At 62.9% G+C, this 26,250-nt stretch carries 17 protein-coding genes and 1 riboswitch; of the genes, 5 read left to right on the top strand and 12 right to left on the bottom strand.

What is annotated here, in order from left to right; translation table 11 throughout:
• Position 1: 1 nt before the first annotated feature.
• The gene (locus tag NR112_RS05480; RefSeq protein WP_256792980.1) at positions 2-1,000 is read left to right on the top strand and encodes a glycoside hydrolase family 68 protein; all 999 of its coding nucleotides are present in this window, start codon (positions 2-4) and stop codon (positions 998-1,000) included.
• Between the two features lie 137 nt (positions 1,001-1,137).
• Here the strand turns inward: NR112_RS05480 and dpdD are convergent, their stop codons facing one another.
• The 12 genes from dpdD to NR112_RS05420 all read right to left on the bottom strand — a co-directional run bounded on the left by dpdD (position 1,138) and on the right by NR112_RS05420 (position 23,022).
• On the bottom strand, positions 1,138-3,303 hold the full coding sequence (gene dpdD / locus NR112_RS05475) for a protein DpdD (RefSeq protein ID WP_256792979.1): 2,166 nt from the start codon (positions 3,301-3,303) through the stop codon (positions 1,138-1,140).
• A complete protein-coding gene (gene dpdK, locus NR112_RS05470) occupies positions 3,293-3,817 on the bottom strand; it encodes a phospholipase D-like domain-containing protein DpdK (RefSeq protein WP_306216814.1) in 525 nt (174 codons plus the stop codon). Before dpdK ends, dpdD begins: the two co-directional genes overlap by 11 nt.
• The gene (gene dpdJ / locus NR112_RS05465; protein ID WP_306216813.1) at positions 3,814-8,310 is read right to left on the bottom strand and encodes a protein DpdJ; all 4,497 of its coding nucleotides are present in this window, start codon (positions 8,308-8,310) and stop codon (positions 3,814-3,816) included. The genes dpdK and dpdJ overlap by 4 nt, the downstream gene beginning before the upstream one ends.
• On the bottom strand, positions 8,307-9,017 hold the full coding sequence (locus NR112_RS05460; RefSeq protein ID WP_256792976.1) for a hypothetical protein: 711 nt from the start codon (positions 9,015-9,017) through the stop codon (positions 8,307-8,309). Before NR112_RS05460 ends, dpdJ begins: the two co-directional genes overlap by 4 nt.
• Positions 9,014-12,070, bottom strand: coding sequence for a protein DpdH (dpdH, locus tag NR112_RS05455; protein ID WP_256792975.1), 3,057 nt, complete (start codon positions 12,068-12,070; stop codon positions 9,014-9,016). The genes NR112_RS05460 and dpdH overlap by 4 nt, the downstream gene beginning before the upstream one ends.
• Positions 12,067-12,987, bottom strand: a complete 921-nt coding sequence (gene dpdG / locus NR112_RS05450; protein WP_256792974.1) for a protein DpdG — start codon at positions 12,985-12,987, stop codon at positions 12,067-12,069. The genes dpdH and dpdG overlap by 4 nt, the downstream gene beginning before the upstream one ends.
• On the bottom strand, positions 12,987-15,584 hold the full coding sequence (gene dpdF, locus NR112_RS05445; protein ID WP_256792973.1) for a protein DpdF: 2,598 nt from the start codon (positions 15,582-15,584) through the stop codon (positions 12,987-12,989). The genes dpdG and dpdF overlap by 1 nt, the downstream gene beginning before the upstream one ends.
• A 1-nt stretch (position 15,585) precedes the next feature.
• The gene (dpdE, locus tag NR112_RS05440; protein ID WP_256792972.1) at positions 15,586-18,798 is read right to left on the bottom strand and encodes a protein DpdE; all 3,213 of its coding nucleotides are present in this window, start codon (positions 18,796-18,798) and stop codon (positions 15,586-15,588) included.
• Between the two features lie 298 nt (positions 18,799-19,096).
• Positions 19,097-20,203, bottom strand: coding sequence for a DGQHR domain-containing protein DpdB (gene dbpB, locus NR112_RS05435; protein WP_256792971.1), 1,107 nt, complete (start codon positions 20,201-20,203; stop codon positions 19,097-19,099).
• The gene (gene dpdA, locus NR112_RS05430) at positions 20,196-21,434 is read right to left on the bottom strand and encodes a tRNA-guanine transglycosylase DpdA (protein WP_256792970.1); all 1,239 of its coding nucleotides are present in this window, start codon (positions 21,432-21,434) and stop codon (positions 20,196-20,198) included. Before dpdA ends, dbpB (NR112_RS05435) begins: the two co-directional genes overlap by 8 nt.
• Positions 21,431-22,564 (bottom strand): DGQHR domain-containing protein DpdB, encoded by a 1,134-nt coding sequence (gene dbpB, locus NR112_RS05425; protein WP_256792969.1) that lies wholly within the window; start codon positions 22,562-22,564, stop codon positions 21,431-21,433. Before dbpB (NR112_RS05425) ends, dpdA begins: the two co-directional genes overlap by 4 nt.
• Positions 22,561-23,022: a hypothetical protein gene (locus NR112_RS05420; RefSeq protein WP_256792968.1), complete on the bottom strand. Its 462-nt coding sequence runs from the start codon at positions 23,020-23,022 to the stop codon at positions 22,561-22,563. The genes dbpB (NR112_RS05425) and NR112_RS05420 overlap by 4 nt, the downstream gene beginning before the upstream one ends.
• 513 nt (positions 23,023-23,535) lie before the next feature.
• Between NR112_RS05420 and queC the strand changes: the two genes are divergently transcribed.
• From queC to folE2, 4 genes are read left to right on the top strand one after another with little or no spacing between them, the layout of a single operon-like run.
• Positions 23,536-24,231: a 7-cyano-7-deazaguanine synthase QueC gene (queC, locus tag NR112_RS05415; protein ID WP_308336372.1), complete on the top strand. Its 696-nt coding sequence runs from the start codon at positions 23,536-23,538 to the stop codon at positions 24,229-24,231.
• On the top strand, positions 24,228-24,863 hold the full coding sequence (gene queE / locus NR112_RS05410) for a 7-carboxy-7-deazaguanine synthase (RefSeq protein WP_256792967.1): 636 nt from the start codon (positions 24,228-24,230) through the stop codon (positions 24,861-24,863). Before queC ends, queE begins: the two co-directional genes overlap by 4 nt.
• Entirely contained in the window at positions 24,860-25,231 is a 372-nt protein-coding gene (queD, locus tag NR112_RS05405; protein WP_256792966.1) for a 6-carboxytetrahydropterin synthase QueD, read from the top strand. Before queE ends, queD begins: the two co-directional genes overlap by 4 nt.
• Positions 25,228-26,013: a GTP cyclohydrolase FolE2 gene (gene folE2, locus NR112_RS05400; RefSeq protein WP_256792965.1), complete on the top strand. Its 786-nt coding sequence runs from the start codon at positions 25,228-25,230 to the stop codon at positions 26,011-26,013. Before queD ends, folE2 begins: the two co-directional genes overlap by 4 nt.
• A gap of 98 nt (positions 26,014-26,111) precedes the next feature.
• A riboswitch (SAM riboswitch) is annotated at positions 26,112-26,229 on the top strand.
• The last annotated feature ends 21 nt before the right edge of the window (positions 26,230-26,250 follow it).

Below are 26,250 nucleotides of genomic sequence, written 5' to 3'. Positions count from 1 at the left end.
CGTGTTTCGTCTCCCCGAGGCGTGGGTGTGGGACTTCTGGCTCGTCGACGACGGGGAGCAGTACCACCTCTTCTTCCTCTACGCGTCGCGGGCGCTGCGCGACCCGCACGCCCGGCACTACAGGGCCTCGATCGGGCACGCGGTGTCGTCTGACCTGGTCCACTGGGAGCGGGTCGTCGACGCGCTCGTGCGCTCGGACGCGCCGGCCTTCGACGAGCTCGCGACGTGGACCGGGTCGGTCGTGCGGCACCCGGACGGGCGGTGGTTCATGTTCTACACCGGGGCTCGGCTCAACGAGCACGGCGCCAACGTGCAGTCCATCGGGTATGCCGTCTCCTCTGACCTCTACATGTGGGACAAGGCGCCGGGGCCGGTGCTCGAGGCTGACGGGCGGTGGTACGAGAAGTACGCGCCGCCGCCCGAGGGGAACTGGCACGACGAGGCGTTCCGCGACCCGTGGGTGGTGGCCGACCCCGATGGCGATGGCTGGCACATGTTGATCACGGCTCGGTCTGCTGTTGGTCCTGCCTCCGATCCCTCGGATCGGGTGGACCGGGGGGTCGTGGGGCACGCGTGGTCGGCTGATCTCGAGAAGTGGGAGCTGCGGTCGCCGTTGTCTGAGCCGGGGGCTGGGTTTGGCCAGCTCGAGGTCTTCCAGACGCATGTGGTTGACGGGAAGCAGGTGCTGCTCTTCAACTGCTCAGTCGGGGACATGCCCGAGGCGGCGCGCGCCGCCGGCATCACGGGTGGCGTGTGGATCGCGTCGGCCGAGTCGGTGCTGGGGCCCTACGACCTGGCCGGCGCTCAGGAGATCGACGACCCGACCCTCTACGTCGGCAAGTTCGTCGACGACCGCGAGACGGGCGAGACGAAGTTCCTCGCCTTCCGCAACGAGACCGGAGGCCAGTTCATCGGCGAAATCACCGACCCGTATGTCATGAATTGGCGCGGCAACCGACTGATCCTCAGTAGAGGCCCCAAACGCCGCCCTATTCCGTGAAAGCCCTCTCAGTGCAGCGTCCGGATTAGCGGCATGACCGCCGCTTTCGTTCGGCTTTGGAGGGTTGTCGGTTGGGAGTCAGTTGCCCTGTAGTCGATGCGTCAGCAAGAACCACAGGTGATGTCTGCTGGCTGATGTCACCCCTCGGCCAACTCTCGGAGAATGGCCGACGAGCCGCGCGAGTTCACCTGGATGACTGGTCGACCTCCGCGGTGGTCCTTGATGAAGTTGGTGGCAGCGTGCTTCGCCGATGCCGCGACCATGACGAATACATCGGCGTTCGAGCTGAGCGCAGCCAACTGCTGACTGCCGTCATGGTCTGACGCCGTCCGTACATCGATGCCTGGGATGAGCCGCCGAAGGACCTGTGCGGCGCGGGTAATTGCGGACTCGGTGAGCGAGTAGAGCACGACGACTGAATCTTCAAGGTGGCGGTACGGCGCGGCCGGGTCTTCACCGAGGGTCTTGATCTCGAAGTCCTCGGGCAGGGCCGTAGTCAACTCGTCGGCGACGAGTCGAAGTCCCTCGATCTCAGCGAGGCTTAGGCTGGAGCGCACAGGCCTTAGCACCTCAAGTGCGCTGTAGAACAGTCGAGTCTTGGCATCGAGCGACAGGGCCTGCGGGCTGGCGGTTGCGGCCTGGAGCACATCGACCGTCCAGCTCGCAGTGACTGCCGAGGTGCCCGCCCGGAGGATGTCCTCTGTCCACAGAAGCGAGGAGGCCAGAGTCTCTGGCTCTGGCCCGGAAGCGGACAGGTACTCCAGGAGTGCGACCGTCTGAATGCGGATTCCCACGGTGTTCTTTTCGCTGACGGCGAAGCCTGCGAGAACACGCTCACAGAGTTCGGCTCCGTCTGAGCCCGCAAATAGCGACGAGTGCGCTGCCATGAACGCGCCGCCATGGTCTCCCAGCCGAGCCAACGACTCTTCGTCCAGCGACGCCAGGCAGTTGGCGACAGTCGCATGGTCGAGCGGCGACCAGTCGGCGCTGACGCTGAAATCGACGTCCATTCCCGCGACATCGTTCGAGCGGAGGGCGTCGAACCATCCGAGCCACCCATGGTTCCGCAGCGGGGTCAGGAAGTGCGCGAGCCATTCAAGATCGGCTCGGACGACGACGTCGTCTTCTCGCGACTCTGCCTCGAGTCCCGAAGCCTCGACGAAGGCCGCGACTTCACCGGCGAGACGCGTGTCCTCGAGCTCGCGAATGCATCCGAGCAATAGGGCAGCCGTGGTCGTCGATGGCGGCTCTGCCAGACCGGCGATGATCGCCGCAGCGAACTCACCTTCTTCGATAAGTCGGTGGAGTTCATCTGTCGGCGTGACGTCTGGCTTCGCCGAGGGGTCAGCAGGAAGCGTCTGAGTTGGCTCAGCATTAGGCGCAATCAGCAGGCGGAGCGTGTCCGTCAATGCCGGCGAGATGGACTGAGCTTCCTCGGCCCACCGCTCAAGCGTGGCGGTTGCGGCGCCTCCAAGTCTGGCTAGCACGAACTCGACGACGAGCGCGGGCCGGCTTCCTGCGGTGCCTCCTGTTGTGAGTGTTCGGAGCCCAGTTGGGATCCGGTCGGCAGCTTCGAGCAGTGATGCTCCCTCGCCGGATGCGTCGGCCGCTTCTAGGTAGCGCTCGTAGACAGCGTGCTGAAGCAGTCGAGTGATACCGAGTGGGCGACGCAGTTGGAGGACGTGTTCCAGGTCCTGGTCGGCGAAGATTGCGGCCACGTCCCTAAGCCCGGCGTGTACGCGCAAGCGGAGGAACGCAAGGTTCGAGTGGTCGAGATCGGCGAAGGCTTCGAGTTCACGAAGGCATGCAAGGGCGATTCGCCGATCCTGAGCACCAATTGCGTGACCCAAGTCGTCGAGCACCTCGACCGTGGTTCGTGGGGCGTCGAACTCAGAGCGGGGACGCTTCCACACCAACTTGGAGAGAACCAGGAGTGCTTGGCGTACCTCGTCGCGAGCCGCTCCGCTGCCGCGAGGCAGAACCTCAAAGCGAAGTGGCGGCACGTCGTTCGTGGCCAGCGCCGTGTCAAACGGATCCTTTGGGTACAGCCGCCCCCGGCTTCTCGGCAGGTCGCTGAATGTGGGGCCTACCCAGGCGTCCAGCAGCGTGAGCAACTCTTTCTGCTCCCGTTGCGTGGGCGCAAACCCGTACCAGTAAAGGTTTCCGCTGGTCGCTCTCGGAAGAAACGCGATCTGCCCACGCCTGATGGCAGCGCGCCAGTTCTCGATCGATGTCTCGTGCTCGGGGTGTAGGCGTGCGGGTTTGATGTCGTTACCGGGCCCAAAAAACTCGTCACCCTGCATGACCGGCCCCTTCGTAGAGGGCGTTGTACGAGATCCGCGTCTCCGCGATGGCGTGGGGGTCGCGCGTCAACGTCACGCCCTCAGCGTTTATCGTCTGTCCGAAGTAGGTGAAGTTCATCGATCCCTGGAGGTGGAATCGGTCGCCCAGGATGCCCTTGTCGTGGAGATTGGGATGGATTCGTACCGCCGGCCTAGCGCCCAGGCCGCCGGCATTCTCGAGCCGCTGGCGCGCAACGATGTTGCTCTCAGCGTCGCGGGTCAGAACGCGGACGTCGCTCCCACGACGAGCCAGTTCGATCAGGACCTCGGTCAGGTGAATCCTTCGTGATGGGAGACCTGGCAGCACGGTCTTGAACTGGCCCGCCGTGTTGTCGATTACGTCAATATCGGAGATCCAAGGAGACAGAACCCACAGTTGCCCGGAAGGGACCAGGAGTTCTGTGACCAGCAGGTTCTGCATGAGGTCATTGAGAACCCGCGTCTGCCCGCGGCCCCCAGTCGTAATCCGTCTCATGCCGACACCTCGGCCAGTTCGAGCGCGACGACGACGTCGCCGTTCGCCCGGTGGTCGACCTCCACAACCCGCGGATAGACATTGAGGTATTCGGTCACTACCGGCTCGACGCTGACGTCCACGAGCAGATCTGCGAGCTCTCCGGCCTGATCGGGGGTGGCTAGGACCTGCGCCGAGCCCATACTCGCCAGGGCCCGCCGGACGCGTACACGGAAGTCGCCGATGAGGGGGAGCGGGGGATCGCCTGCGGCAGCGAGAGACCGCAGCACGTCGGGTGCCGCTGCCAGATTCGCGGCAAACGGATTCCAAGCGTTCAGTTGTTCAGCACGGAGTTGCCAGCCGCGCGGCCACAGCATGCTCTGGACCGCATCCATTCGCTGGCGCTCGCCGCCTCCACCCGCGAGGACCAGGCCAGCATCCAAGTCGGCGCGTGCGCGCATCAGATACGCCCAGGTGCGAGGTGGGATTTCGACACCGAGTCGCCGCTCCTCTGCCTTCCACTCGGTCGTCACAGTCGACAACGCCCTGTCCGTCGCTGGGGTCGATCCTGGCCGCAGAACGCGACTCGCAAGCGATGACACGACCGACTGCTCGGCGCCGTAGATGCCTGATTGGCGCAGGCCATCCCGGATCCGCCCGAGCGCCTCGACGCGTGTTGCCTGATCAGGCGCAGTCCGAAAGTCGTTGACGAGGCCAGACCACGTGGGGTCCGTGGTCGTCAGATCGATTACCCGCTGAAGATGGATGTCAACGAGTTCGTACGTACTGGGCTGTGTAGCTCGCAGGAGGAGTCGAAGGAGTCGTCGAGGATCGGGGCGGACCCGCGCGGCGAGGGCTTCTACGAATCCACCGCCGCCGATGGAGGATTCCGACAGCCAAATCTCCCCGGCCCGCGGTCGGCCGTCGGCATCATATCCGGGCTCGATGTCAACGAGGATGCTTTCAGGATCGTGCTCCGGGCAGATCTGTCTGGCCGCAGCCAGCGTCGCATGTCCAAGCGTCGAAAGCGTCCGTTCGCGCAACCACCGATTGAACGCTGTGGGCTCAGGAGACCAGTACTGCGGCGCCAGGGCGTCGAGACGGGAGGCGATGGCCGGGTTCTTGAGTGCCTCCTTGAGTCGGGCGCCCATTCGTGACAGCACCGCGGACTCTGACTCGACCACGCTCGACGCCCGGAACATGGCGTCGAGGGTTTCGTCGAGTTTGTCGTCGAAGGAGTCGTGGATCGATGCGTAGGCCTCCGCGAGGGTGCTCTGGTCACGTACTGCCGTAGTGAGCAGCATGGCCTCGAGGCACTGGTGCAGCCAGTCAATCCGGAAGCTATTCAGGAAGCTCAGCAACTCATCGTCATTGAGCAGGACGTGCTTGAACCAGGCACTGCGCAGTCCGGGCATGAGGTCGGACGGGATGGCGATGTCCGCCGGAAGTTCGACTCGGATGCGCAATCCGTCCACCTCAAAAGTCGAGCCCATCGCGGCCGGTTGGCCATGAAGCGCGAAGCGAGATCGAACCCGCTGCTCACTGCCGTCTTCGAGGTTCAGGGTGGCGTCAGCACTCACGGCCGCACGATGGACATTGACGTGAGCGTTCTGAGCATGCAGGAAGAAGCGCGCGTCCTTGATCAGGCGCCCGACAGGGTCGGCGCTCGGCACGCGGATAATCAGGCCGGTCCCCGTTTCGACGAACTGCGACCGCCATTGCATCGTTGCGTTTGACGAGTCCTTCACTGCCTTCGGTGGCAGTTCGAGCAGGACCTCATCGGGACGAACGACCGTGGTGGTCGTCGGAGTGCCGTCAAGGTCGATGGTGCAAGGCTCCTCGATCCCAAACAGGGGCAGGAGCGTTGTGAGTTCAAGTATCGGTTCAGCTACGCCGATCGGAACGGGAATCCAGTGGCGGTGCTCGAGATTCCTTGTTGCGAATCGGCGTGACACCCGACCCGGTGCGTACTCGCGGAGCATCTGGCCGAGACCCATCGGATGGACTTCGCGCTCGGTATCCCGATCCGACTGAGGCGGAATGCTCACTAAAGTCTCGGGCAAAGCGAGTTCGCTGAAGAGGTTCATCGGGAAGAAGTCGGGCAGGGGATTGCCGCCCATGAGATCGCGAAACTCGTGGACTCTGGTGGCATCGGCCACGCCCCAGTTGTGCAGGAGGCGGCGACGCAACGTCGGGATCGCCTCGAGCAAGAGTGGCCTCGGCGGATGCCACAAGACTTCGTTGGCCTCTGAGTCGGACAGGCCGAGTGCGGTCTGCACCCACGTGCGCAGGCTTCGCTGGCGGTCCGGATCGCGGAGGGCTTCGTTCAGGATCTTAACGGCCTTGAGTTGAGTCTCGCGGCCCGGCTTGGCGAAGCTGTCGGCCGGCTTCTGGCCGAGGGCTGTCCACCCGTTTGTCGTTCTCGGGACACGCTGTTCACGGAGCTGCGCTGTCAGCCAATCGATCATCGCGATGGTTGCTTGCATGCGCAGTACGGCGCGGTTGCGGATCGGCAGCACGAGATCAGGGAGCACGGGGTCAAACAGGGTGTCCCACGACTCGTATGTCGCGCGGTCGCGGCCGTAGTCGGACAGTACGACTGCGGTGTAGGGCCGCATGGTCCGCTTGCGACCCGCTCGCCCCTTCCGCTGAAGGAAGGCGGCGACTCCGCGAGGTGCCTTGTGCTGGATGACCACACCGACGTCGGGGTCGTCGAAGCCGACCTCGAGAGACGCGGTCGCAACGATCAGTTGACTGTCGGCCGTAACGCCTGCGTCCTGTGAAGTGGTTCGGCTCACCCGAAGACCTTCGCCGATCGTTGCGAACTTGTGGCCGATCGCAGTAGGTAGATCCCAGAGTTGGCCGGCGCGACGCTGTTGCGTGACCTCCCCCCCATTGGAGATCGAACGTAATGACGCGAGAGGAGGTTTGAACGAGTTCGTCCTTCCGGAGGCGTACCGCTGCCCTTCGGCGTCGAGGAGGTATGAGAACAGCCGGTTCGTGACATCGAGATCGTCTGTGAAGACGAAGGCCTTCGTTCCGTAGACACCGGATGAGATCCGACTCGCCGACTCATCCTGCGTTCGCGGGAGCAGCATGGCTGTCTGGATGGTCGTGGACAGGACGGACGCGCCGCTGGTGGGGTCGCTGCGGAGCGCGAGCAAGTACTCCGCCCCCTCGTACTCCAACTCGTCGGCGTCGGGCGTGATGCTGCTGACGAGTTCGTCGTCGACCCCGGTCAGGTCTGCCATGTGGCGGATCGGGTTCGACAGCGTCGCGGAGAGACCGACGAAGGCAATGGGGGCTTGGATGCTGTGGTGCCATCGGCGGAGCACCATGGCGGCCTGGGCGCCGGTGGTTCCGTCGTAGGTGTGAATCTCATCGAGGAGCATCATCCGAGGCTTCTTGCCGACTGGTACGTCGATGCCCAAAGGCCGTGTGAGATTCATATCGGAGAGTCCCCGATTGAGCATCTCGGTCGTCACGAAGAGGAGGTCGGGAGGCGAGTTCTGCATGGATTGACGGGTAAGGACGACTTGGTCCTGTCCGAACGAGCGCCGGCAGGTCGCGCATACCAGGCGTTCGACTCCGGCATCGATGTCTTCGTTGGGCCAGACGAGTTCGCCTCCACATTGGGCGAAACCATCGCCGGGACAGCGCATCTGCGGTGAAGCCATGCCGTGGGAGCGCCTTCCCCAACCCCGATAGGGAAGCCTTACGTTTTTCGCATTAGTGGGTGTGCTGCCGTAGAGGGCACCGATCGTCAGCGATCGTCCAGTGGACCGCTTCCACAGCCCGTCGAGTCGGCAGGCGTGGGCGAACGCCGTGTCCAACTGATCCTTCAGCAGTTCGGTACGGGGATAGACGGCTAGTGCGCGGGTCCATGCGGAGGGGTCGGTGACACTAGCCAGGTGGCTGAAGGCAGGGAGGTAGAACGCGTTGGTCTTTCCGCTTCCGGTTCCAGCACCGACCACGGTGGCTGTCGTGGTCTGACTCTGCAGCGCGGACAAGATGTGCCTGGTAGCGCGGACCTGGAACCCGCCTAGGAGGTCATGCCTGCCGTCGCGTTGCGTCATGACCTCGAGGACATCGCGGTAGGCGTCGACGGGGCCGACGACCCCGTCGATGGCAGCTGTCCAAGGGTGATCCCTTTTTGGATAGAAGCGGGGACGGCGTGCGTACCGGAAGTCGGAGATCAGGTTCGTTCCGGATTGCCACGTCTGGCCGAGGAAGGTCTGCCGGAGTCGCGCCACCAAGCGGATGGTCTCACCATTGCGGGTGCGCCAACGGGCGGGGGACGAACTGGAGTCGTGGACCAGCATCGCCTGCATAGTCATCGCCTCGATGATGTCGTCGGCGCCGAGGTCCCATTCGTGGCTTGCGGTGAGTTCGTCGGTGATCACCCTGCGGAGTTCGTCTGTGCTGAAGCCACCGTCGACGACTCCCCAGCACAGCAGTGGATCCTCGAGTGACTCGAGTCGGTCAAGGATTCGGGTGGACAGCGCTGGGTTCATCGCAGCCTCACGTGGAAACGATCGAGGATGCCGAGGGCCTGAAGCCTTTCGAGACGTTCTGGCGTGAACCAGGTGAGCGGGACCCCAGACGGTTCCTGAGACCCCACGATGCCCTCAGCGATATCGGAGTCGACGACCTCTCCGATCTGTTCGCCGCAGCGGTGTATCGACTCGATTGCGTCATGGTGCTTCTGAACCGCACCACGGTCCGGGATCAGCCTGCTGGTGATCGCGAGCAGGCGGCCGCGCGCGGTCTCGAGCGCATCGCGAATCGCCTCGACGTCAATTCCGCCCTGTGCCAGGGCGTCGATGAGATCGGTGTTGATCGCCGGTGGGGGTTGGCTCACGTGCGTCTGCCAGGTGCCTACGACGAAAGTGCGCAGCTGGTTGGTGTATTTCTCGGCCGAGCGGACGCGCTCCTTCGCGAGGTCAAGGTTCTGCTCGATGCCTAGGGATGGCAATTCATCCGCCAGGGCACGGAGACCGTCAGCTACCTGGGCGGCATCCTGTTCCCGACCGGCTGGCAGATCGACATCGAGTTGGGCAACTTCACTCAGCGCGATGTTGAGCGCGGGCAGCCCCTCCAAAGGCGGGGCGAGGCGTGCGCTGAGTTCTGCGAACTGTCCTGTCCGAACCTTGACCCTGTGCTCGTCGTTGGCGACGTCGGCGTAGGCGCGCAGATCCTGGATGGTGCTTCGCAAGGTCATGCGAGCTCCTCTGCTCCGGCTGGATCTTCGGTTGGTGGGCTCGAGATCGAGTCGGCCGTGGCGGTGAGATCGGCGACCAGTTGGTCGCGTGCCTCAGCGTATTCGCGTTGCACGTCAGAGGGACTGCCGTTGCCGAGGCTGTGCTCAAGCAGTCGGATCGTTTGCCTGGCCATTTGGAGCCAGGCACCTACTCGCCGTGCGGGCTCATCCCAGTCGGCGTTTAGGACCTGCATTTTCTCGTCGTGCGTGAGTTGATCCCAGCGACTCAGCTCGGCAAAGGCGGCCTCGACCTTGCGTTGGTCACCGGGCTTGACGGACTTGGCTGCGGCTTGGAGGTCGGCGGGGTTGATTCCACCTGGCAGCGCACCGGCGGCAGCGCGCTCGTTGACGAGGACGACAAGTTCCGAGGCGACGTCGGCGAGCTCACCTCCGAGGTCGGAAAGATCGGGTACCAGGTTCGAAGCTTCTGCGTGCAAGGAGTCGATGGATACCAGTCGGGCCTCGATGGTCGTGACCGAGGTCTTGATCAGGTCGGGGGTCGAATCGGGCCAAGGTGCGCCCACCGCACCGCTACGGACGACCCTCGCTAGTTTGCTGAGGTCCAGGGCAAGGGGCTTGCCAGAGCCCTGGCTGTAGGAGGCGTGACGCAGCAGTCGCTGCTGGAGATGGCCGCGGCCGACCCGAGCCACGTTATTGCCGCTGCCGGCGCCGTCCACCAGGAAGCCGTGGAGGGACCGGAGACCAGGCCTCAGTTCGAGATCTGTCCGTACAGGGATAGGGGCGAATAGGGCCCGGATCCGACTAGCGGTGTCGGACTTGAATGCGTCGGGGATTCCGAGCGCTCGCGCCATGCTGAGCAGCACTTCCACGAGCAGGGCCAGTTCGGTGTCGTCGTTGGGGTGCTGCGGCGGAAGAAGTGCGCCGCCCACGCGCATTGCCCATCGGTCGATGGCGGTCTCCGTGAGCCTCTGCAGACGCTCTCCGTCAGGCACTTCCGCCCAGTTATTCTTGTGGTTTGCCCATGCGAGTGCCCGCAGGGCTCGCATGTCGTCTGAGTTCGATCGGTCCATCGGCAGGACGGCGCCAGCGATCTTCGCTTGGTTGAACTCGACCATCTTCGCTTCGAACCCTGGTGCAAGGGCTTTGTCGTTGCTCCACAGGCTGTCGCCGCCGTAGCCGTCCTCGAACGCGAGTCGCTGTCGGACAGCTTGAAAGACGATGTTCCGAAGGTCGTTGATCTCGCCTTGGAGGATGTTGCCGGTTGCGAGCCAGCCATCGACGGCCTTGACCAGCGCTGGATCCGCATCGACTGGTTGCGGTGTCGGGGTGTGAGTTCGCGAACGTTCGGTGGGCGGAGGCGGACTCGGCTCCACGATCGCCTTCTTCGGTTCGTTGAGTCCAGCGATTGGCGTAACGCCAAAGGCTTCATGGATCGTCGGCGCAAGGTTCTCCGCACCCGCCCCCGAGCCCCAAAATCGGACGAGCCGAATGCGACGTTCGGAGAGTTCCTCGTCTCCGGGCGTCCGCAGTTTGAACTGGTCCTCGATGTTCGCCAAACGGTCGCTTGCACCGGTCCGGAAGTCATTGGCAAAGCCGTCGCTCGGGAATTGGCCGTTGTCGATCTCAGCCTGATCACGATGGAGGACCGGTCGAAGGACCCGGGTTAGCACGTCGCGAGCCACGAAACTGCCGTCCGTCGATTGGCTCTTGATAGCGCGGTCGAGGGCGGCGGGGCTGAACGGGAAGAGGCCGTAGCCGTCGGCTTGTCCGAACGACGAGTGGCACTCCGCGTTGACAGGGCACTGTTCGCAGGCGTTGGTCACCTCTTCCCCGCGTGCATGTGCATCTTCGAGTTCAGTTGCTCCGACGCGAACGGCGTTGAGGTATCGACTGGCGAACCCGGACGGTTGGAACGACACATCGATCCCGTCGGGTAGATCGAGGTCGAAGACCCGGTACGTCCTCGTGTAGACCGTCTCCGGCATCTGATTGATGAAGTAGCCGGTGGTGACAGCCATGACGACTCGCATCGGACAAAGTCTTTGCGCCTCGGTAGAGATGAGAGTGATGGCATCAATCAGTCCACCCTGGATGCCCTGGAAGATCGAGAAGTCCTCGATAAGCACCAGTAGTTCGAGGCCCTGCTGGTCCATCTCGACTCGGACGTCTGTGAGGATCTGCTTGAGATCGTCGCCTCCTACGCCGAAGACCTCGCTCACGGACGGACCAAGTTGCTCGTTGATCATTCGTGCGGCGAGTTCACGGAAGGAGAGTTCGCTCGTCAGCGCGCCGGCGACCTCGCGAGCGGCCTGTCCGGCACGGTTCACGTCGTCAACGGAGAGGTTCAGATCGTTGGCAGCGAAGCCAAATGCGTCCTCCTTGTCCTCGTCGCCCTTCCCGGACAGCTTTTCACGCACCAAGCGAGCGATCGGTCCGTTCTGGTCGAGTAGCCGGCTACGGAAGACGTCGTCGCCAAAGAGAGCCGGAAGACCAACGGGGGAAGCGAGATACGAGCGGAGTTCGATCTCCTCGGGCGATCCGTCGGTGCGGTTCCCGCGCGTCTCGATGTTCACCGCTAGAGCGTTGCGCAGCTTCAGTTGCGCGGTCTTTTCATCCGCGGCGGCGTCGACCGCGGTCGCTACCTTTGCCCGAAGTTCGTCGGCCCGCTCGCCGCTTGCGTGCTCAAGGATCAGTTCGAGGATCCCACGGAGCGACATGCGGTGCTTGGGGACGAAGATCAGGCGGGTCGATTCCTTTGTTTCCAGATGAGCGCGGAGCCACCGGACGAGGTGGGACTTGCCTGTGCCGGACTTGCCGAGGATAGGAATGATGGGCTGGTCCGAAGGCTGTTCCTGTACGGCACGGAGCAATGCTCGTTCGTCCACCACGGCGCCGCCGCGGGCATTATCGACCTGGTCGCGCTGGGTGATCGGGATGGTGCTGTGTGTGGCGAGGAAGACGCCGTCGGACGTGCTTTCTGCTTCAACAGGGATGATGGCTGAAGCCTCATGTGCGTTCCAGCAGGCGGCTGGAAGGGTGCCACGCCAGCTCACTTGTTTCCTCCGGTTTCCACGATGGCATGCGTTTGGCGCGCGGCGTCGAATCGGGACAGGCGGATGCCTTGTGCGTCTGGGAGTGTTTCGAATCGGATTCGACCGCGCTCCTCGAGAATGCGCAGTGCCTGCCCGACTGAACTGTCCGCACAGTCGGCGTTGATGCCTGGGTCTGGGTCGGCGCCGAGGAGGGCTACGAGTCCGGAACGCATCGACCCGCCGTGAAGGACGGGAAGCGCCTGTCCGATTCGCGCCAGGAGTTCATGGATCGGGAGACGCTCCGCGCGCACGGTTCGCAGTACGTCCCCGACCGCGGCAACCGGTAAGGGAACGACGCCAGACCGGTCTTTCATGACCGATGGGGTCGCCAAGCCGAGCGCAACAATCCATCGAGAAGCCGCTACCCATCGCGTGTCGTTGACGATGGCCCACGTTTCACGATCGGTTGTGCCGAACTGCTCGGCCTGGAGCCTTTGCAGGTTCTCTGTCCATGACAGCGGTTGGCCCAGGGCGTCCTGAGCCATCACCCAGGTGAGGGCGCGGTTGAGGTCACGAGCACCACTCGTGTGGCCGTCGCCGAGTTGCGTTGCCCAGACATCGCCATCCCGGCCGAGGTCGAAGACTCGGGAATGAAGCAGTCGGCGAAAATCCGGAGCGTCGAGTGGAGACTTTGGGGACGGGACCTGAGCGCCCAACCGAAGCGTTCCGTCGGGATTCGTTTCGAGAACGTTGATCGCGCGCAGCGAGGAGATTGTGTTCTTCATTCCGCCCGCGGCCTCGGCGCCGGGATTAAGACCGTCCGGCTTGAATGCGGCGACAAGGTCGTCCTCGGTCGGCGAACGACGCGCATCGAGGAGGTAGTTCACGATGGCACGTCCGAGGCTGGGCAGTGTGCGTGGCGGGTTGAGTACTGCCATCACAAACTCCTAAGAAAGTACGAAAGCGTCCAATGCGGGTAGCGAATGCTCTTCACGGGTTGGCCGGGATACTGGGGGTCCGGCGTTTCTTCCGGCAGCACGACGATCCGAAGGGAACCAGCCTGGCCGGCGAGCCAACTCAACTCCGGCGGATCGGTTCGGTCCAAGAGGATGAGCGTGGGGATCGGGAACGTTCGGGGCGGGCCCGCGACGATGGGATCAATGGCGACCAGTCCCTCCGCTGCAGAGCGGCCTGCGTCCACGACTGCGGGCAAGTTGGACAGACTTTTGGATGCCAAGATTCCCCGGACGCCGTGGGTCACTGCCTTCATGACGAGTTCGGCAAGGTGGATCCGGAGATCTCCCTCGGGGTAGGTCACGATCATCGTCCGGTTACTGGTGGCCATCGCGGCAAGCATGGGACTCACCTTGCGGTGCAATAGGGGAAGGGATGCCTCCTGCACGATCGGTCGCGCAGATCGCAGTGACGGCTCGTGAACGTGCGCGGCGGCCGGGCAACCTGAGCACGCGGGCGCAACGACCTGATAAGCGTGCATCGAGCCAACGTCTTCGTAGGCGTATTCCTCGCTCAGGATTGATCCCCAGCATTCATCAAGCCTGAACATGCGCTCGATCCGGTCGCGCGAGTCCGTTTCTGAATCACGAATCTCACGTCTAACCTTGGCGATCGCCCGGAGGACAGTAGCCTCATCAACATTGGAAATTCCGGAGCGTATGCCCACAGTCAAATGCTTCACGTATGCGGACCAAGCGGCAGCGACGCGATTCTGCCAATCAGCCTCAGGCTCGTCTTCCAGGCGTTCCAAGGTCGGTGGGGGAGTGTCGACGATGTCGAGCACGCCGGCGCGCTGCAGCAGGACCAGAGTGTTGCGGTTCCACAGTTGGTTGCTGTCAGAGGCGTAGTAGAGCCAGGACGGAACGGTGCTGGTGTCCAGGACAAGTTCGCGGCGCGACGGGTCGTCTGAGATGCGAGCCGATCGCATTGCGTCCCAGCGACCCCAACTCTTCTTGTCGCCAAGGACGGTCGCGTTCTCGATGGCGCGACCCTCTTGAGCATCGGTAGTGCTAGGTATCCAGACCGAAACGGCTGCGTGACCGTCACGGCCACCGCGCCCGACTTCTTGATAGAAACGGTCGACCGAGGCGGGAACGCAGGCGTGGATGACAGTACGGACGTCGCTCTGGTCCACACCAAGGCCGAAGGCACTAGTCCCCACGACGATGTCGACGGACGTCGGGCCGGCATCGCCCGACCAAGCCCGCAGGATCTCTAGCCTGTCGTCGGCGCGCACATCGCCATGGAAGACCGCCGTGCGCCCAAACCCCGCCGCTTTCAGTCGAACTGCGAGGGTGTCAGCCGACTCCTTCTTGGTGGTGTAGACAATCGCCGGCCGCGGAAGGTGGTGGAGCGCTTCGACTACTCGGTCGAGGCGCGATTCGCGGGGCGCGGGCGCCGCAAACAGATAGCGAATCTCAGTACGTAGGTATGTCGAGCCTACGAATAGCGAGGTATCGGATCCGGCAAACAGTTCGTCGTTCAGTAACAGGCTCTGTCGGGAGAGCGTGGCCGTTAGCAGTGCTACGTGGGGAGGTGATACCCCCTGCGCTCGGGCGACCTCTCGCAGTTCGGTGATCAGGGAGGCGACGACTTGGAATTCAGGTCGGAAGCTTAGGCCCCAGGTGCGTACGAGGTGTGCCTCGTCGATTACGACGTGGCTCAGTTGGCCCCTGGCCGTCAGGCGTCGAAGAGTCTGCGCCAAACCGGTGACGAGAGCCTCGGGCGAGGTGAAGAGCACTCTCTGGGTACCCTCGCCCAGGCGCTCTTTCATCGCCTCCTTCTCAGTCGCCGCACGATCGCCGTAGTAGGCCAATTCTTGAGGGAGGCCCTGGTTCGGAAACCGTCGATGAAGCTGGCGCTCCTGGTCAAGGGCCAGCGCAATGGTCGGGACCACGACGACTGTCACGCCGCTACGGCCGAGTAGTCCGGGCGCGATGCCCACCAGAGACTTTCCTGTCCCGGTGGGTAGGACCACGTGGAGCGTGTCGCCCGCAGGTGCAAGCGTGGCCGCCCGGACGGCGCTGGCCTGGCTGCGCGAACGGTATGTATCGACCCCTGCAATCGCGGCCAGAGGCGGGTCGGCCGGCACCGCCAGGTCGTGTCGGGCAGCGGTGGACACGACGCCTTTGGGTCCCTCGAAACTGTCGGGGCTCGTGCAGGCCAAGTCGATCCAGCGCACGTCGCCACGGAGCCAGTCGGGCGCCCAATCGGGGCCGAGCGTGACCTGATGCTGGTGCAGGCCGTACTTAGTGACGTCGAGGTTTGCGGCGCGAAGGTTCTCAAGCGGAACACCTCGCTCGTTCAGACCAAGGATCAGAAAACTGTTGGAATGACCTGTAGTTCCTCGGCGGTGACGCAGTACCTGGCTCAGGAGCGCGGCAACATCACCCCCGATCTCGGCGCCCGGCACCTCCGAGAACCACGCGTCTACCAGTCGGCGGTGGGGCCCGGTAAGAAGGTCGCGGTTGTCTGTGTCACCAGCTAGGTGGGCTGTCGCCAGGTACCACTGATCAGTCACGTCAACTCGTCAGGGCTCGGCCGGAGAGAACCACAATGCCGGTGCTGTCTAGCCGTAGTGATGGTGCGGCCACGGCGGCGGACATGGCACGGGCGATGACTTCCTCGCGATGGAGTTCCTCCTTCAAGCGGACGAGTTCCGATCCAGTCGTGCGCATGGCTCGCAGACGCAGTTGCGACAGCCTCGTTGCCGAATCTCGGTTGGCGATGGCAGAGGCACGCTCGACCGCAGTTCGAACGTCCTCTCGACTGCGGACGAGCAGTTGAGCAGTTCTTTCCGCGGATCGCCAAGACTCGCCCCAGTTGCTTGGGGGAATGAGTTCATAGGCCTCCTTGATCCTGACACGGTTTAGCGAGTAGTCGCCGCCGGCATAGGTGGGGCCCGGTTTCGCGTATGAGGCGGAAACCGCGTCGAGGTGCGACCTGGATCTCAACTCCCGCGCATCAGATGTCATCCAGACGCTGACGATGATTGGAGGGAAAATCCCGTCGGCGCGCCGCGTTAGCGCACCTTGGTCCATGCCAGCACTCACCGTCCCTAGTTCGCTACGAGGATCGTCTGCGGCCGGCACCGCGAGAGGGTCGGCCTCGACCGCGTAGTCGAACCGATAAAGGGGTGTGTCATCAAGGCTCCACTCGGGGAGCCAGCGCCACATACCGAACGCTCGGCCACGATCGTCGTGCCACAGGAAATCGCTGACAGCGTCGATGAACGGGTCTCCGTACCGATAAAGATGCACGTCCTCACGCGCGAGGGCAACCTCCCGCACGTACGTGCCGACGTGGCCCTTCAGCGGAAGGAAGTCCCGAACGAGGCGCGATGCAGGGATCAGTGGTATCTGTGCTTGCCTCCCCGGCAGGCGGCCGAGCGCCTCGTAGCTGCCCAAGCCGGCGGAAGGGTTGCCCTTCCGCTCGAATCGAAGGTTGCCCGCGGCGCCACTAGATGCAAGAAGGTCGTCGCTCACCTTCGCGAAGGCTGATGCGTCGGATTCGACGTCCGCGATCCGGGCGTAAACGGAGCGCTCGTCGACGCTTGTCTCCAGGCTGTCAAGCGCGTCCTGTTCGCGGACGCGTTCGATCTCCGCGTCGAGCATCTCCCGAACTCGCGTCACCGCGGAGGCGACGCCGTCTAGACCCATCTGAAGGAGAATCCGCCATGCTTCGTCGGTTGCGTCGTCGACGGCCTGCTGAAGGCTGGCGACGGAGTTGTCGAAAATTCGGAAACCGTCCGAGAGGATGCTCGCCCAGGCGCCGGCATAGGTGTGCACTGCGTGTCCAGAGACGACATATGAGCGCCAATCTCCCGATCCTTCGGGCGACCACCGGTCACAACGGCCGATGCGCTGCTCAAGACGGTTTGCCGATTCAGGAAGTCCCAGATGCACCAGGACGTCGGCGAACTGGAGGTTGCGACCTTCCTCGGCCGATGAATCTGCTACCAGGACCGCAGCCTTACGGATCGCCTCGAATGAGCGAACTGCGCGGTCGTTCTCCTCGCTACCTTGGGTCGCCACATGGCAGAAGACCGACTGGGCGCCGAAAAGATCCTTGAGTTCCTCAGCCAGTTCAGTTGCCAGGTCCGCAGTGGGGCAGAAGACGACGGCACGCTCGTTCGACGTCATGAGATCGCTGAGTGCGTCAGCGAACGGGCGACTGACGGTGGATCGTCGGTCCGCGTAGGCCAAGTCCTGCTCGATGCGCTTCAGCGCGGCGATCTCGTCAGCGGCCACTGGAGCATCGGCGCGGTATGCCGCCCACTCCCGTAATGCGCTCGGATCAAGGGCCACCGCTGCGGCCTCGGCGAATGCGCGCGCGGCTACGGTCATCGCCGCCCGGTTGCCTTCGGCCGACGCCAGAGCCTGTTCCCGCCATCTATCGAGGGCCTCTGTAACTTCGTCGCGCCGGGTCGGTGCCAGCAGAATTGGCTCCGGCGCGCGACGACCAGACACCCGGTAGGTGCCCTCCAGGGCCGTTGTACGCCGGGTGCGAAGCATTCGGCGGTGGACGCGGTACACCTCGGAAACGTGCGTGCGCACGGCATGGATCAGCGATGCAGTCTCTTCCTTGTCTTGCGTGGCCACTGACGCACGGGCACGCGCAATCAGGTCGACGACCTCGGCGTCGTCCGGGAAAGACCCTTCGATCTCCGCGAGGCGCCCCTTCAGGAGTACGCCTGGGAGGCTGGGTTGCAGCCCGAGAAACACACGGCCTAGGCCCGCGCGAGCCTCTAGGCGAGCCCGAAGCTGTTCGGCTGTGGTGTCGGCGTAAACCGCGGGATCAAGCAACTTGAGCATCGCGAGGAAGGCATTTTCGTTGTGCAGGGCGGGTGTAGCGGAAAGCAGCAATAGGCGCGGACTTGCAAGGGCGACCTCACGGAGCCGTCCGAAGCGCAAGGCGAGGCTGGGATCCGGGCTGACTGACATCCGTGCAAGGTTGTGTGCCTCGTCGACTACCACGAGGTCTGCCACGTCCCACGCCGACGGCTCATCATCGCGACTAAAGCGGACCTGCGCCAGGGGGAAGTCCTGCACTCGGAACTTCTGGATCAACTCACGCTTCCACTGGTCGAGCAGAAACGGAGGCAAGATCAACTGGACTCGCAGATTGGGGTTGTCCAGCAGCATCTGGCGAATGATGACTCCCGCTTCGATGGTCTTGCCGAGGCCGACCTCGTCGGCAAGCAGATAGCGTTGAACAGGGTCCTGTAGAACGCGCCAAGCCGTCTCCACCTGATGGGCATGGAGTTCGATGCAACTCGATAGGACGGCTCGCATGCCATGAGTTGCCGAGCGCTGCTCAAGGATGCTGCGGAGGAAGGGTAAACGCAGCTCAGCGAGCATGGGTGATTCGAGCATGCCCACCGCGCCAAACCCCACCGGGTCGGTCAGTGGCTTGTTCCACCGCACGAAGAGGCGCTCTTCCGGTACGAACCCCTCCCACTCATGGCCCCGCACATGGATGTCGTTGTGCGCGGAGACCTCAATGATGCGACCGGAGCGCCAACGTTCGTTCGCGTCCTGCCAAAACACACGCAATTCTGGGGAGAGGGCCAGGCGGGTGAGACTCGCACGCGATACCGCCTCGCGGTAGCGGTCCGACGGCACCTGACCAGGCGCATCAAAGTACTCAAGCACAAGTTTGTCACCCTCGCGGGCGACCAACTTGCCGGGGCCGAAACCGTTGTCCGAGGACAGCAGCAGGTCGCCGCGACTCAAGGACGTGGTACGCCGCCCGATCGAGGGGATGGGGGAGGGAGTTGCCTTCTTTCGCGGTTGACGCGACTGTGGCGCGTTGCCATCGGGGTCCCGTGAGCCGCGACAGCGGGGAAACTGGGAGCAACCCCAGAACGACTGGCCCGCCTGACGGCCTCGGGAAGCAAACTGCATCACCATGGGCGCATCGCAGCGCGGGCAGCGAACGTGGTCGCTCACCAGTACCCCCTGATCGGATCGGTGACTCCCGGGAGAGTAACCCCAAAGTCAGACCTCGAGGGGGATCTGGGTCGGATGTCTCCTAGCGGAGGGTGCGGAGCAGGTGACCAGTTAGCAGTCTGATGTCGCTTGGGGTGTTCTGCAGGCCGTTCCAGCGGCGGATATCGTCTTCAGCGAATGCCCAGGTTCCCGCGGTCCAAGCGCAGTAGGGAAGAAGTTGCACGAGTTGGCCCGTGAGATCGAGGTCATCGAGTTCGTCGACGTTGAAGCCCTCCGTCAGGGCATCCATGACATAGCCGAGGGATTGAATTCCAACGCCGTGCGTCAGACGGGACTTCCGGGGTTCGAGTTGCCACGGATCGTAGAACGTAGTCTGAACCGCGTCCCAAAAGGCGACGAGATGGGCAACCATCTTGTCCACATTCGCTGATCCGTCCGCAGGGTCTCGGTATTGATAGAGCGCGCCATCGGACAGGCTGTTTTCAATCATCTTAAGGACGCTGTTGTCTTTAATATACCCATCCGGCTGTGTCGGCGTAGCAATTCGACCCGCGAAGGGCTGGCCCTTCAAATTGCGCGGACCGGCGTTGAGTCGTGTCATGATCTGCGCTGGCAATTGTTTCCTGGCATAGGCGGGGGGTAGATGTCCCGTGGTGTCAGGCAGCAGTTCGTGAATCAGGCCCTTGGGTAAGGGTTTTGTGTTGTTCACAAGGATGAACTGCGAACGCTGCTCTTCCTCGCCATCAGCGATGAATCCGACGGCTGCGACCGCGAACTCCGCAAGGTCCGCGTCGCGAATCGCGGCACTACGTTGTTGGCCATCGACAAGCCAAGCGGGCCTCGCCTCTTCGGGGATTGATTCGTCGATCGGGATCACGAGCTCGCCGATCGATGAGTAGTCGACCGCAGATTTCTCGCTGAACGCCTCAAACTGCACACGGTCGTCAAAGGCAAAGACGACCGCGTTGGGAAGGAGTGGACCATCGGACTCGAGGTACCGGCGAATGGCCCGAATGTGCGTGAGCACCTCCGGCCGCTGGTATCCCTTAAGGTTCGCATCGTCTCGGTGGACCCGCGAGACAGTGGCGAAATCGTGGATGCGCTTACCATCAACTGCGAATGAATAGATGTACTTCTGTCCCTGCCTAATCCTCAAAGCCGGAAGGCGCAGTTCGTAACGGTCAGCCATGTGATTCCTCGGTTGGATGGGGACGTGCGAGGTTCTGAATCTTATGGGCGAGCACTGACAGGTTGTGGAATCCGCGACGCTTATTGCGCTCGGTGCCTCGGAAGATGGCCACCTCGATGCCGAGTTCGCGACAGATCGAGCATGAGCAGCTCGCCCAGGGCGCGGCGCGCAGGGTCCTTTCGTACTGGGAGAGGTAGCTCTTCTTGCTCTGGCAAATCATCTCGTACCTGGCGAGCGCCGCCAGAGCCTCACGCATACTGGATTCGGATCCGTCATACGCGCGTAGTGCCCGCAAGCATTCGCGCTCACCGCTCACAGCATCTCGTTGTGACACCCTGCCAGCCAAGACGGCTCTGCGAAGGGTTGGATTGCCGTCAACCTGCGGGACTCGCAAGGCCACAAACGCTTCATCACGGGTGTGAAAGTTAAGGCGGTCGTCCATGAAGGCCTGCCGGAACGCGGAGGTGCTATCGAAACTCGTCACCCCAAATTCAGCGAAGCGCCCCATCGAGTCGACCCGCGTGATGCCGAGGAGATGAAATTCCGTCTCGGGCGCGCGCACTCCGTCGATCGCCTCAAGGCATTCTACGATCTGCCGAGTCTTGAGGGGCACCATGCCGCCGAGGGCAATGCGACGATACCCGAAGGCCTGGAGTTGCTTCACGCTGTCCGCGTAGCTCGTTGGACTCCAGCCTTGGGCGGCGCCGACAGGTTCCAGGTCGGTACCCCGGTCGGCGACCCGCGTGATGAACTCTTCGGCGAGTCGGAGGGTCAGCAGTCGTCGTTGGGCCCAAGCAGGATCGACCGTGTTGAAGTCCGCCTCGGGTGCATAGCCGAAGATGATGTGGTCAACGCTCACCCCGGCGTCGAAGCCGCACCCTTCGTAGAAGTCGAGCGTCTCATCGACGTTGACGGGAGGAACGAGTTCGTCAGCGTAATTGAACGCGCCGTTGTCGCCGAGTGTCACGAGTTCGGGCGTCAGTCGGAAGAACTCGCGAACGCCCAAGCGATACAGGCGTGCTCGCTGTGCTCCGGTGTACTTGCCAGCGCCCCGAATCGAGCCATCGACGATGGACTTGCTCACCAGAAGTCCGTGGTAGGGATGCTCCTCCAGCACCTCGTGGGCATAACGGTCATCGCGCTGCCTCACCCGTAGTGGGGAGTACTCGTCACGTTGGAAGTCATACGTGGGGCTGACGAGGTCCTGGCTGTCGGGAAAGTAGAACCTCATCTTCTACGCATCCGCTCGGACAAGTAGATGCGTACGAGGTAGTTCGAAAGTGCGCTGATGTGTCTTGGCGTGTTCTGCAGGTCGTTCCATGTGAGCCCTAGGTCCTCCCACGTGCCGTCCGTCCAGCGGCATCTGTGCGCAATCAGGGCCAGTTCGGCGGTGGCTTGCTCGCGGGCATCGGCGGCATTCGCGTCTACGTGTGCCATCACGCGGTCCATGAGTCGGCCCATCGCTCTGATGCCCACCCCGCCCATGAGACGCGACTCTGTGGGAGGCAATCCCCAGGCTCCCGGGAAGGTTTGACGCACGGCGCCCCAGTACGCGAGAAGTGCACGGCGGATGCCTTCCGTATCTGTCGTTCCCGTGGCGATGTTTCGGTACGGAAACAGCAGGCTCGACGGCGACTCGATCGACTCGCGCAAGGCTTCGACAAGGCCCGTGTCAGTCACCACCGCCACGTGCTTGTTGTCCGTGGACGTGGACGCTCGTCGGACAATGCCGTAGAAGGGAGAGTCGGGATCTTGGTTCAGCATGTCGACGAGAGCGGAGGGGAGTTGCCTGGTCGCCATCCGGGCCGACGGGACGCGCGCGATTTCAGGCAGCAGTTCGGTGACCAAACCCACTGGTAGGGGTTGCACGGTATTGACTCGCAGAAATTGCTCTCTTTGAACGTCCAGATCTTGCGTCACAAAGCCCGCAACCGGCACTGGCATGCGACGATTCTTGGTCCGTGAAAGCGCGAGACTGCGCTGTTGTCCATCCACGATCCAGGCCGGGCGTGGGCCTTCACCCTCGGGAGAAATCGGAATCTCTAAGGTGCCAGAGACGGCCAGGCCATCACTGGTGCCGGGGCCACGGCTGGACTTGAAACGTGTCTCTGGCGGTAGCGCAAGGATGAGCCCATTCGGGAACAGCACGTCGCCGGAGTCGAGGTAGTCCAGGATCTGCTTGACGTGCTTCTGCTTCTCGGGTCTCTGGTAGCCAATCAACTTGCCGGCCTCGTCGCGACCAATCCGAGAGACGTCGGCAACCAGATCGATCTCCTCAGCCGCCAATGTGAAGAGGAATAGTGGGACCTCAGCGTTCTGCAGCACTTTCAACGCGCGTCTCTCGAGCCAACCTTCGCTCATGAGACCTTCTCCGCCTGCTGAAAGAGAGTTCCGAATCGCCGTTGTTCACATGCAAGTTGTGAGTCGCGCAACTGGCGCAAGGCCCGGGACTTGGTGATGTCGGGGTCTTTTTCGCGAAAAGCTTGGATCAGTTCGAGAATGGTTTCATCAGATAGCCGGGCCCGATTATACGACTCAGGGCGTTCCGCCTCGGTGCACCAGTCATGCCACCGTTCAGGCGCCTCCGCGGAGAAGGCCCCGCAGGCGCTTGAAAGTTCCAGCCATTGCACAGCCATCCGCAAATTCAGACTATTAGCTGTGCCCCCAAGGGCCCGGCGGAGTTGCCGATTGGATGGGACGCGTCGATCGGATGGAACATCCACTGAGCCGCCGAACACTAGCAGTGGATCGCCATTTGTTCGGGCGAGCATGTCGTCAGCGATCACCTTCGAGTAGTCCTTTGACAGCACCCACATCATGGGTCCACTCAACGTTGAGGGCGAGTCGGTGCTGATTGCTTGCCACCAGTCTTGCGCCTGTTCGACGGTCAACGCGACGGAGTCATCGTGGCCTGTGGAAAACGTCGCTGCGTAGGCAGGCGCCCTGTGGTCGAGTGGGCGAAGGCCCAAGCCAGCGGAAGCAACTAGAACAACCGGGGTGTAGCCCGCCGCACGGGCGGCACCCTCGAGACGAGGCACCTGAGACCATGCCTCGCCCTGGTACAACTCGCGGAGCGTCCTCTGGTCAGTGGCCCGACCTAGACTCTCGTCCCAGGCGGATGCGCGGGACTCAACCGTGCCGGGCTTGAGGTTTCGGATCCTGAGGTCATCGGACACCGGGAGCGACTTGCGGTCAGTGCACGTGACGACGATCGTCATCTGGTTGGTCACGTCTCGGCCCCTGACTTGGAAACTGTCGGTGTGTTGACGCTACTGTAGACCACAGTAAATCGTAGAGTCAGATCGCACGCCCGGCGTTGGTTATGAAGGTTGGTGGATGAGATGAAGGCCGTAGTTCTCCTCAGTGGCGGGCTCGACTCAACGACTGTGTTGGCCTACGCGAAGAGTCAGGGCTATGAGCCGTACGCGCTCAGCTTTCGCTACGGCCAACGGCACGCTGTCGAGCTCGAGGCTGCCCGTCGCGTCGCCGCGGCGCAAGGGGTTGAGGGCCACACCATCTGCGACATAGACCTCACGGCATTCGGCGGATCGGCTCTGACCGCCGACATCGATGTTCCGAAGCACGACACCGCAGAGGAAGTGGCCGAAGACATCCCGGTCACATACGTGCCTGCCCGAAACACCATCTTTCTCTCGTTCGCCCTGGCGTACGCCGAGGTGGTCGGGGCGGCAGACATCTTCATCGGCGTGAACGCTCTCGACTACTCGGGCTACCCGGACTGTCGTCCGGAGTACATCGAGGCCTTCGAACACATGGCCAACCTCGCGACGCGTGCCGGGGTTGAGGGCTCGACGTTGAAGATTCACACGCCTCTGATGGACAAGACCAAGGCGCAGATCGTTGAAATGGGCTTGGCCCTGGGCGTTGATTACGGCCTTACGAGTTCCTGCTACGACCCTGATGAGGCCGGTCGGTCCTGCGGGCATTGCGATTCATGCTTGTTGCGTCTCAGAGGCTTCGCGGAAGCGGGATCGGTCGACCCGATCAGCTATCAAGAGTCGGCATGACGTACAAAATCAAGGAGATCTTCTACACGCTCCAGGGCGAGGGCGCCCACGCGGGCAGGCCAGCCGTGTTCTGCAGATTCAGCCTCTGCAACCTGTGGACGGGGCGGGAAGAGGATCGTGACCGAGCGATCTGTCAGTTCTGCGACACGGACTTCGTTGGAACCGACGGGGAAGGTGGTGGCCGGTTCAAGAGCGCTGATGATCTGGCCGACGCAGTCGAGGCTGCGTGGCCCTCGGGGTGGACCAAGGACCGAATGGTTGTCTGCACGGGCGGCGAGCCGTTGCTGCAACTGGACGAGGCGGCCGTCGAGGCACTGAAGGCCCGCGGTTTCTACGTCGCTGTCGAAACCAACGGCACACGGGTGCCGCCACCCGGCATCGATTGGTTGTGCGTCAGCCCAAAGATTGGGGCGGACCTGGTCGTCAGCGGCGGGCAGGAACTTAAGTTCGTGTACCCACAGTTGAACGCCGACCCGTTGCAGTTCGAATCGCTGGACTTCGAGAGTTACCGAGTGCAGCCAATGGACGGTCCTGATCTAGACGCCAACGTGAGTGCAGCGGTCAAATTCTGCCTCGACCACCCCAACTGGAACCTCAGCCTTCAAACGCACAAGTACTTAGGAATCCCGTGAGCCACACCGCCGAGATCTACCGCGAGTTCACCTTCGAGTCTGCGCATCGTCTACCGAACGTTCCACAGAATCACAAGTGTGGGCGTCTGCATGGGCATTCGTATCGTGTTCAGGTGCACGTCACTGGTATCGTCGGCGCCCAGACCGGGTGGGTGCAGGACTTTGGCGACATCAAGGCCGCCTTCAAGCCTCTCGAAGATCAGTTGGATCACAACTATCTCAACGAGATCGACGGCCTAGAGAACCCGACGAGCGAAGTGCTCGCTCGCTGGATCTGGGATCGACTAGTTGGTGAAATCGACAATCTCAGTGCCGTCCAGGTTCGAGAGACATGTACGTCCGGTTGCATCTACCGGGGCGCACGATGATCCTGCCTGATATTCAGAATCAAGTGGATCTGCGCGGCATCCCGCTCGATGAGGTCGGTATCGACGGCGTGAGGATGCCGAGCACCTTCTCGGACGGGGCTACGGTCCAAGCCGGCGTTGCGTCGTTCGAGATCCTCGTGCAATTGCCCGCGGACCGGCGGGGCACGCACATGAGTCGCATGGTCGAACTGGTGCACGAGCACTTGCAGATCATCGATCCTCGCGAACTCGCTACCGTTCTGAAGCAGGTGGCGTCCCGTTTGGATGTTGCTGAGGCATCCATCGGCATCGGTCTTCCGTTTGCAACGCGCGTGACCTCGCCTGCGTCCGGCATCCAGTCGTGGCAAGCCAGTGATCTGAGCCTGCGCGCCACGCTGCGAGGGGGCGCCTTCGAACTGGTGACCACGGTCTCGAGCGAAGTCACAAGTCTGTGCCCCTGCAGCAAGGCAATCAGTGACTATGGGGCGCACAACCAGCGCAGCGTCGTCACCGTTGATGTGCACGGTCAGGACGACACCCCGTATCCAGTCCCAATTGCAGCCTTGGTGGACCTAATCCGCGGCACGGGGTCATGCCCGGTTTATCCGATCGTAAAACGCCCCGATGAGCGTTCGATCACGATGACGGCCTTTGAACATCCGGCGTTCGTCGAGGACATGGCACGAGATCTCTCGGGCCAATTGAGGACCCAGGATGTGGGCCACAGGGTGCGCATTCGCAACCTGGAGAGCATTCACAGTCACGATGCCGTCACCGCCGTCTCGTGGTGTCCCGGCACATGAAGTAGTTCGTTCACCTTCGTATAGCGAATGGTGGGCACGCACGAGTTGGCGGCGGGTTACGAGCCGTCTGTCGGCGCCCTCTGTCATCATCACTTGTAGGTCAAGAGGCGCGACCGTTACCCACCTTGGAGGGGTCGCCCGGCAACCGGTCCGCCCCGGTGCCGTCCAAGGAAGACCCGGCCGCGCCGGCATCCGTCGGCCTGGCCAGAGCGGGCCTCGGTTCAGGGGCTCCTTGGA

This window comes from Terrabacter sp. Ter38 (assembly GCF_024519435.1).
In the GTDB taxonomy this organism is placed as follows: Bacteria; Actinomycetota; Actinomycetes; order Actinomycetales; family Dermatophilaceae; genus Terrabacter.
Note: the sequence above shows the minus strand (reverse complement) of the source record. Positions and strands in the feature narration are given on the sequence as shown.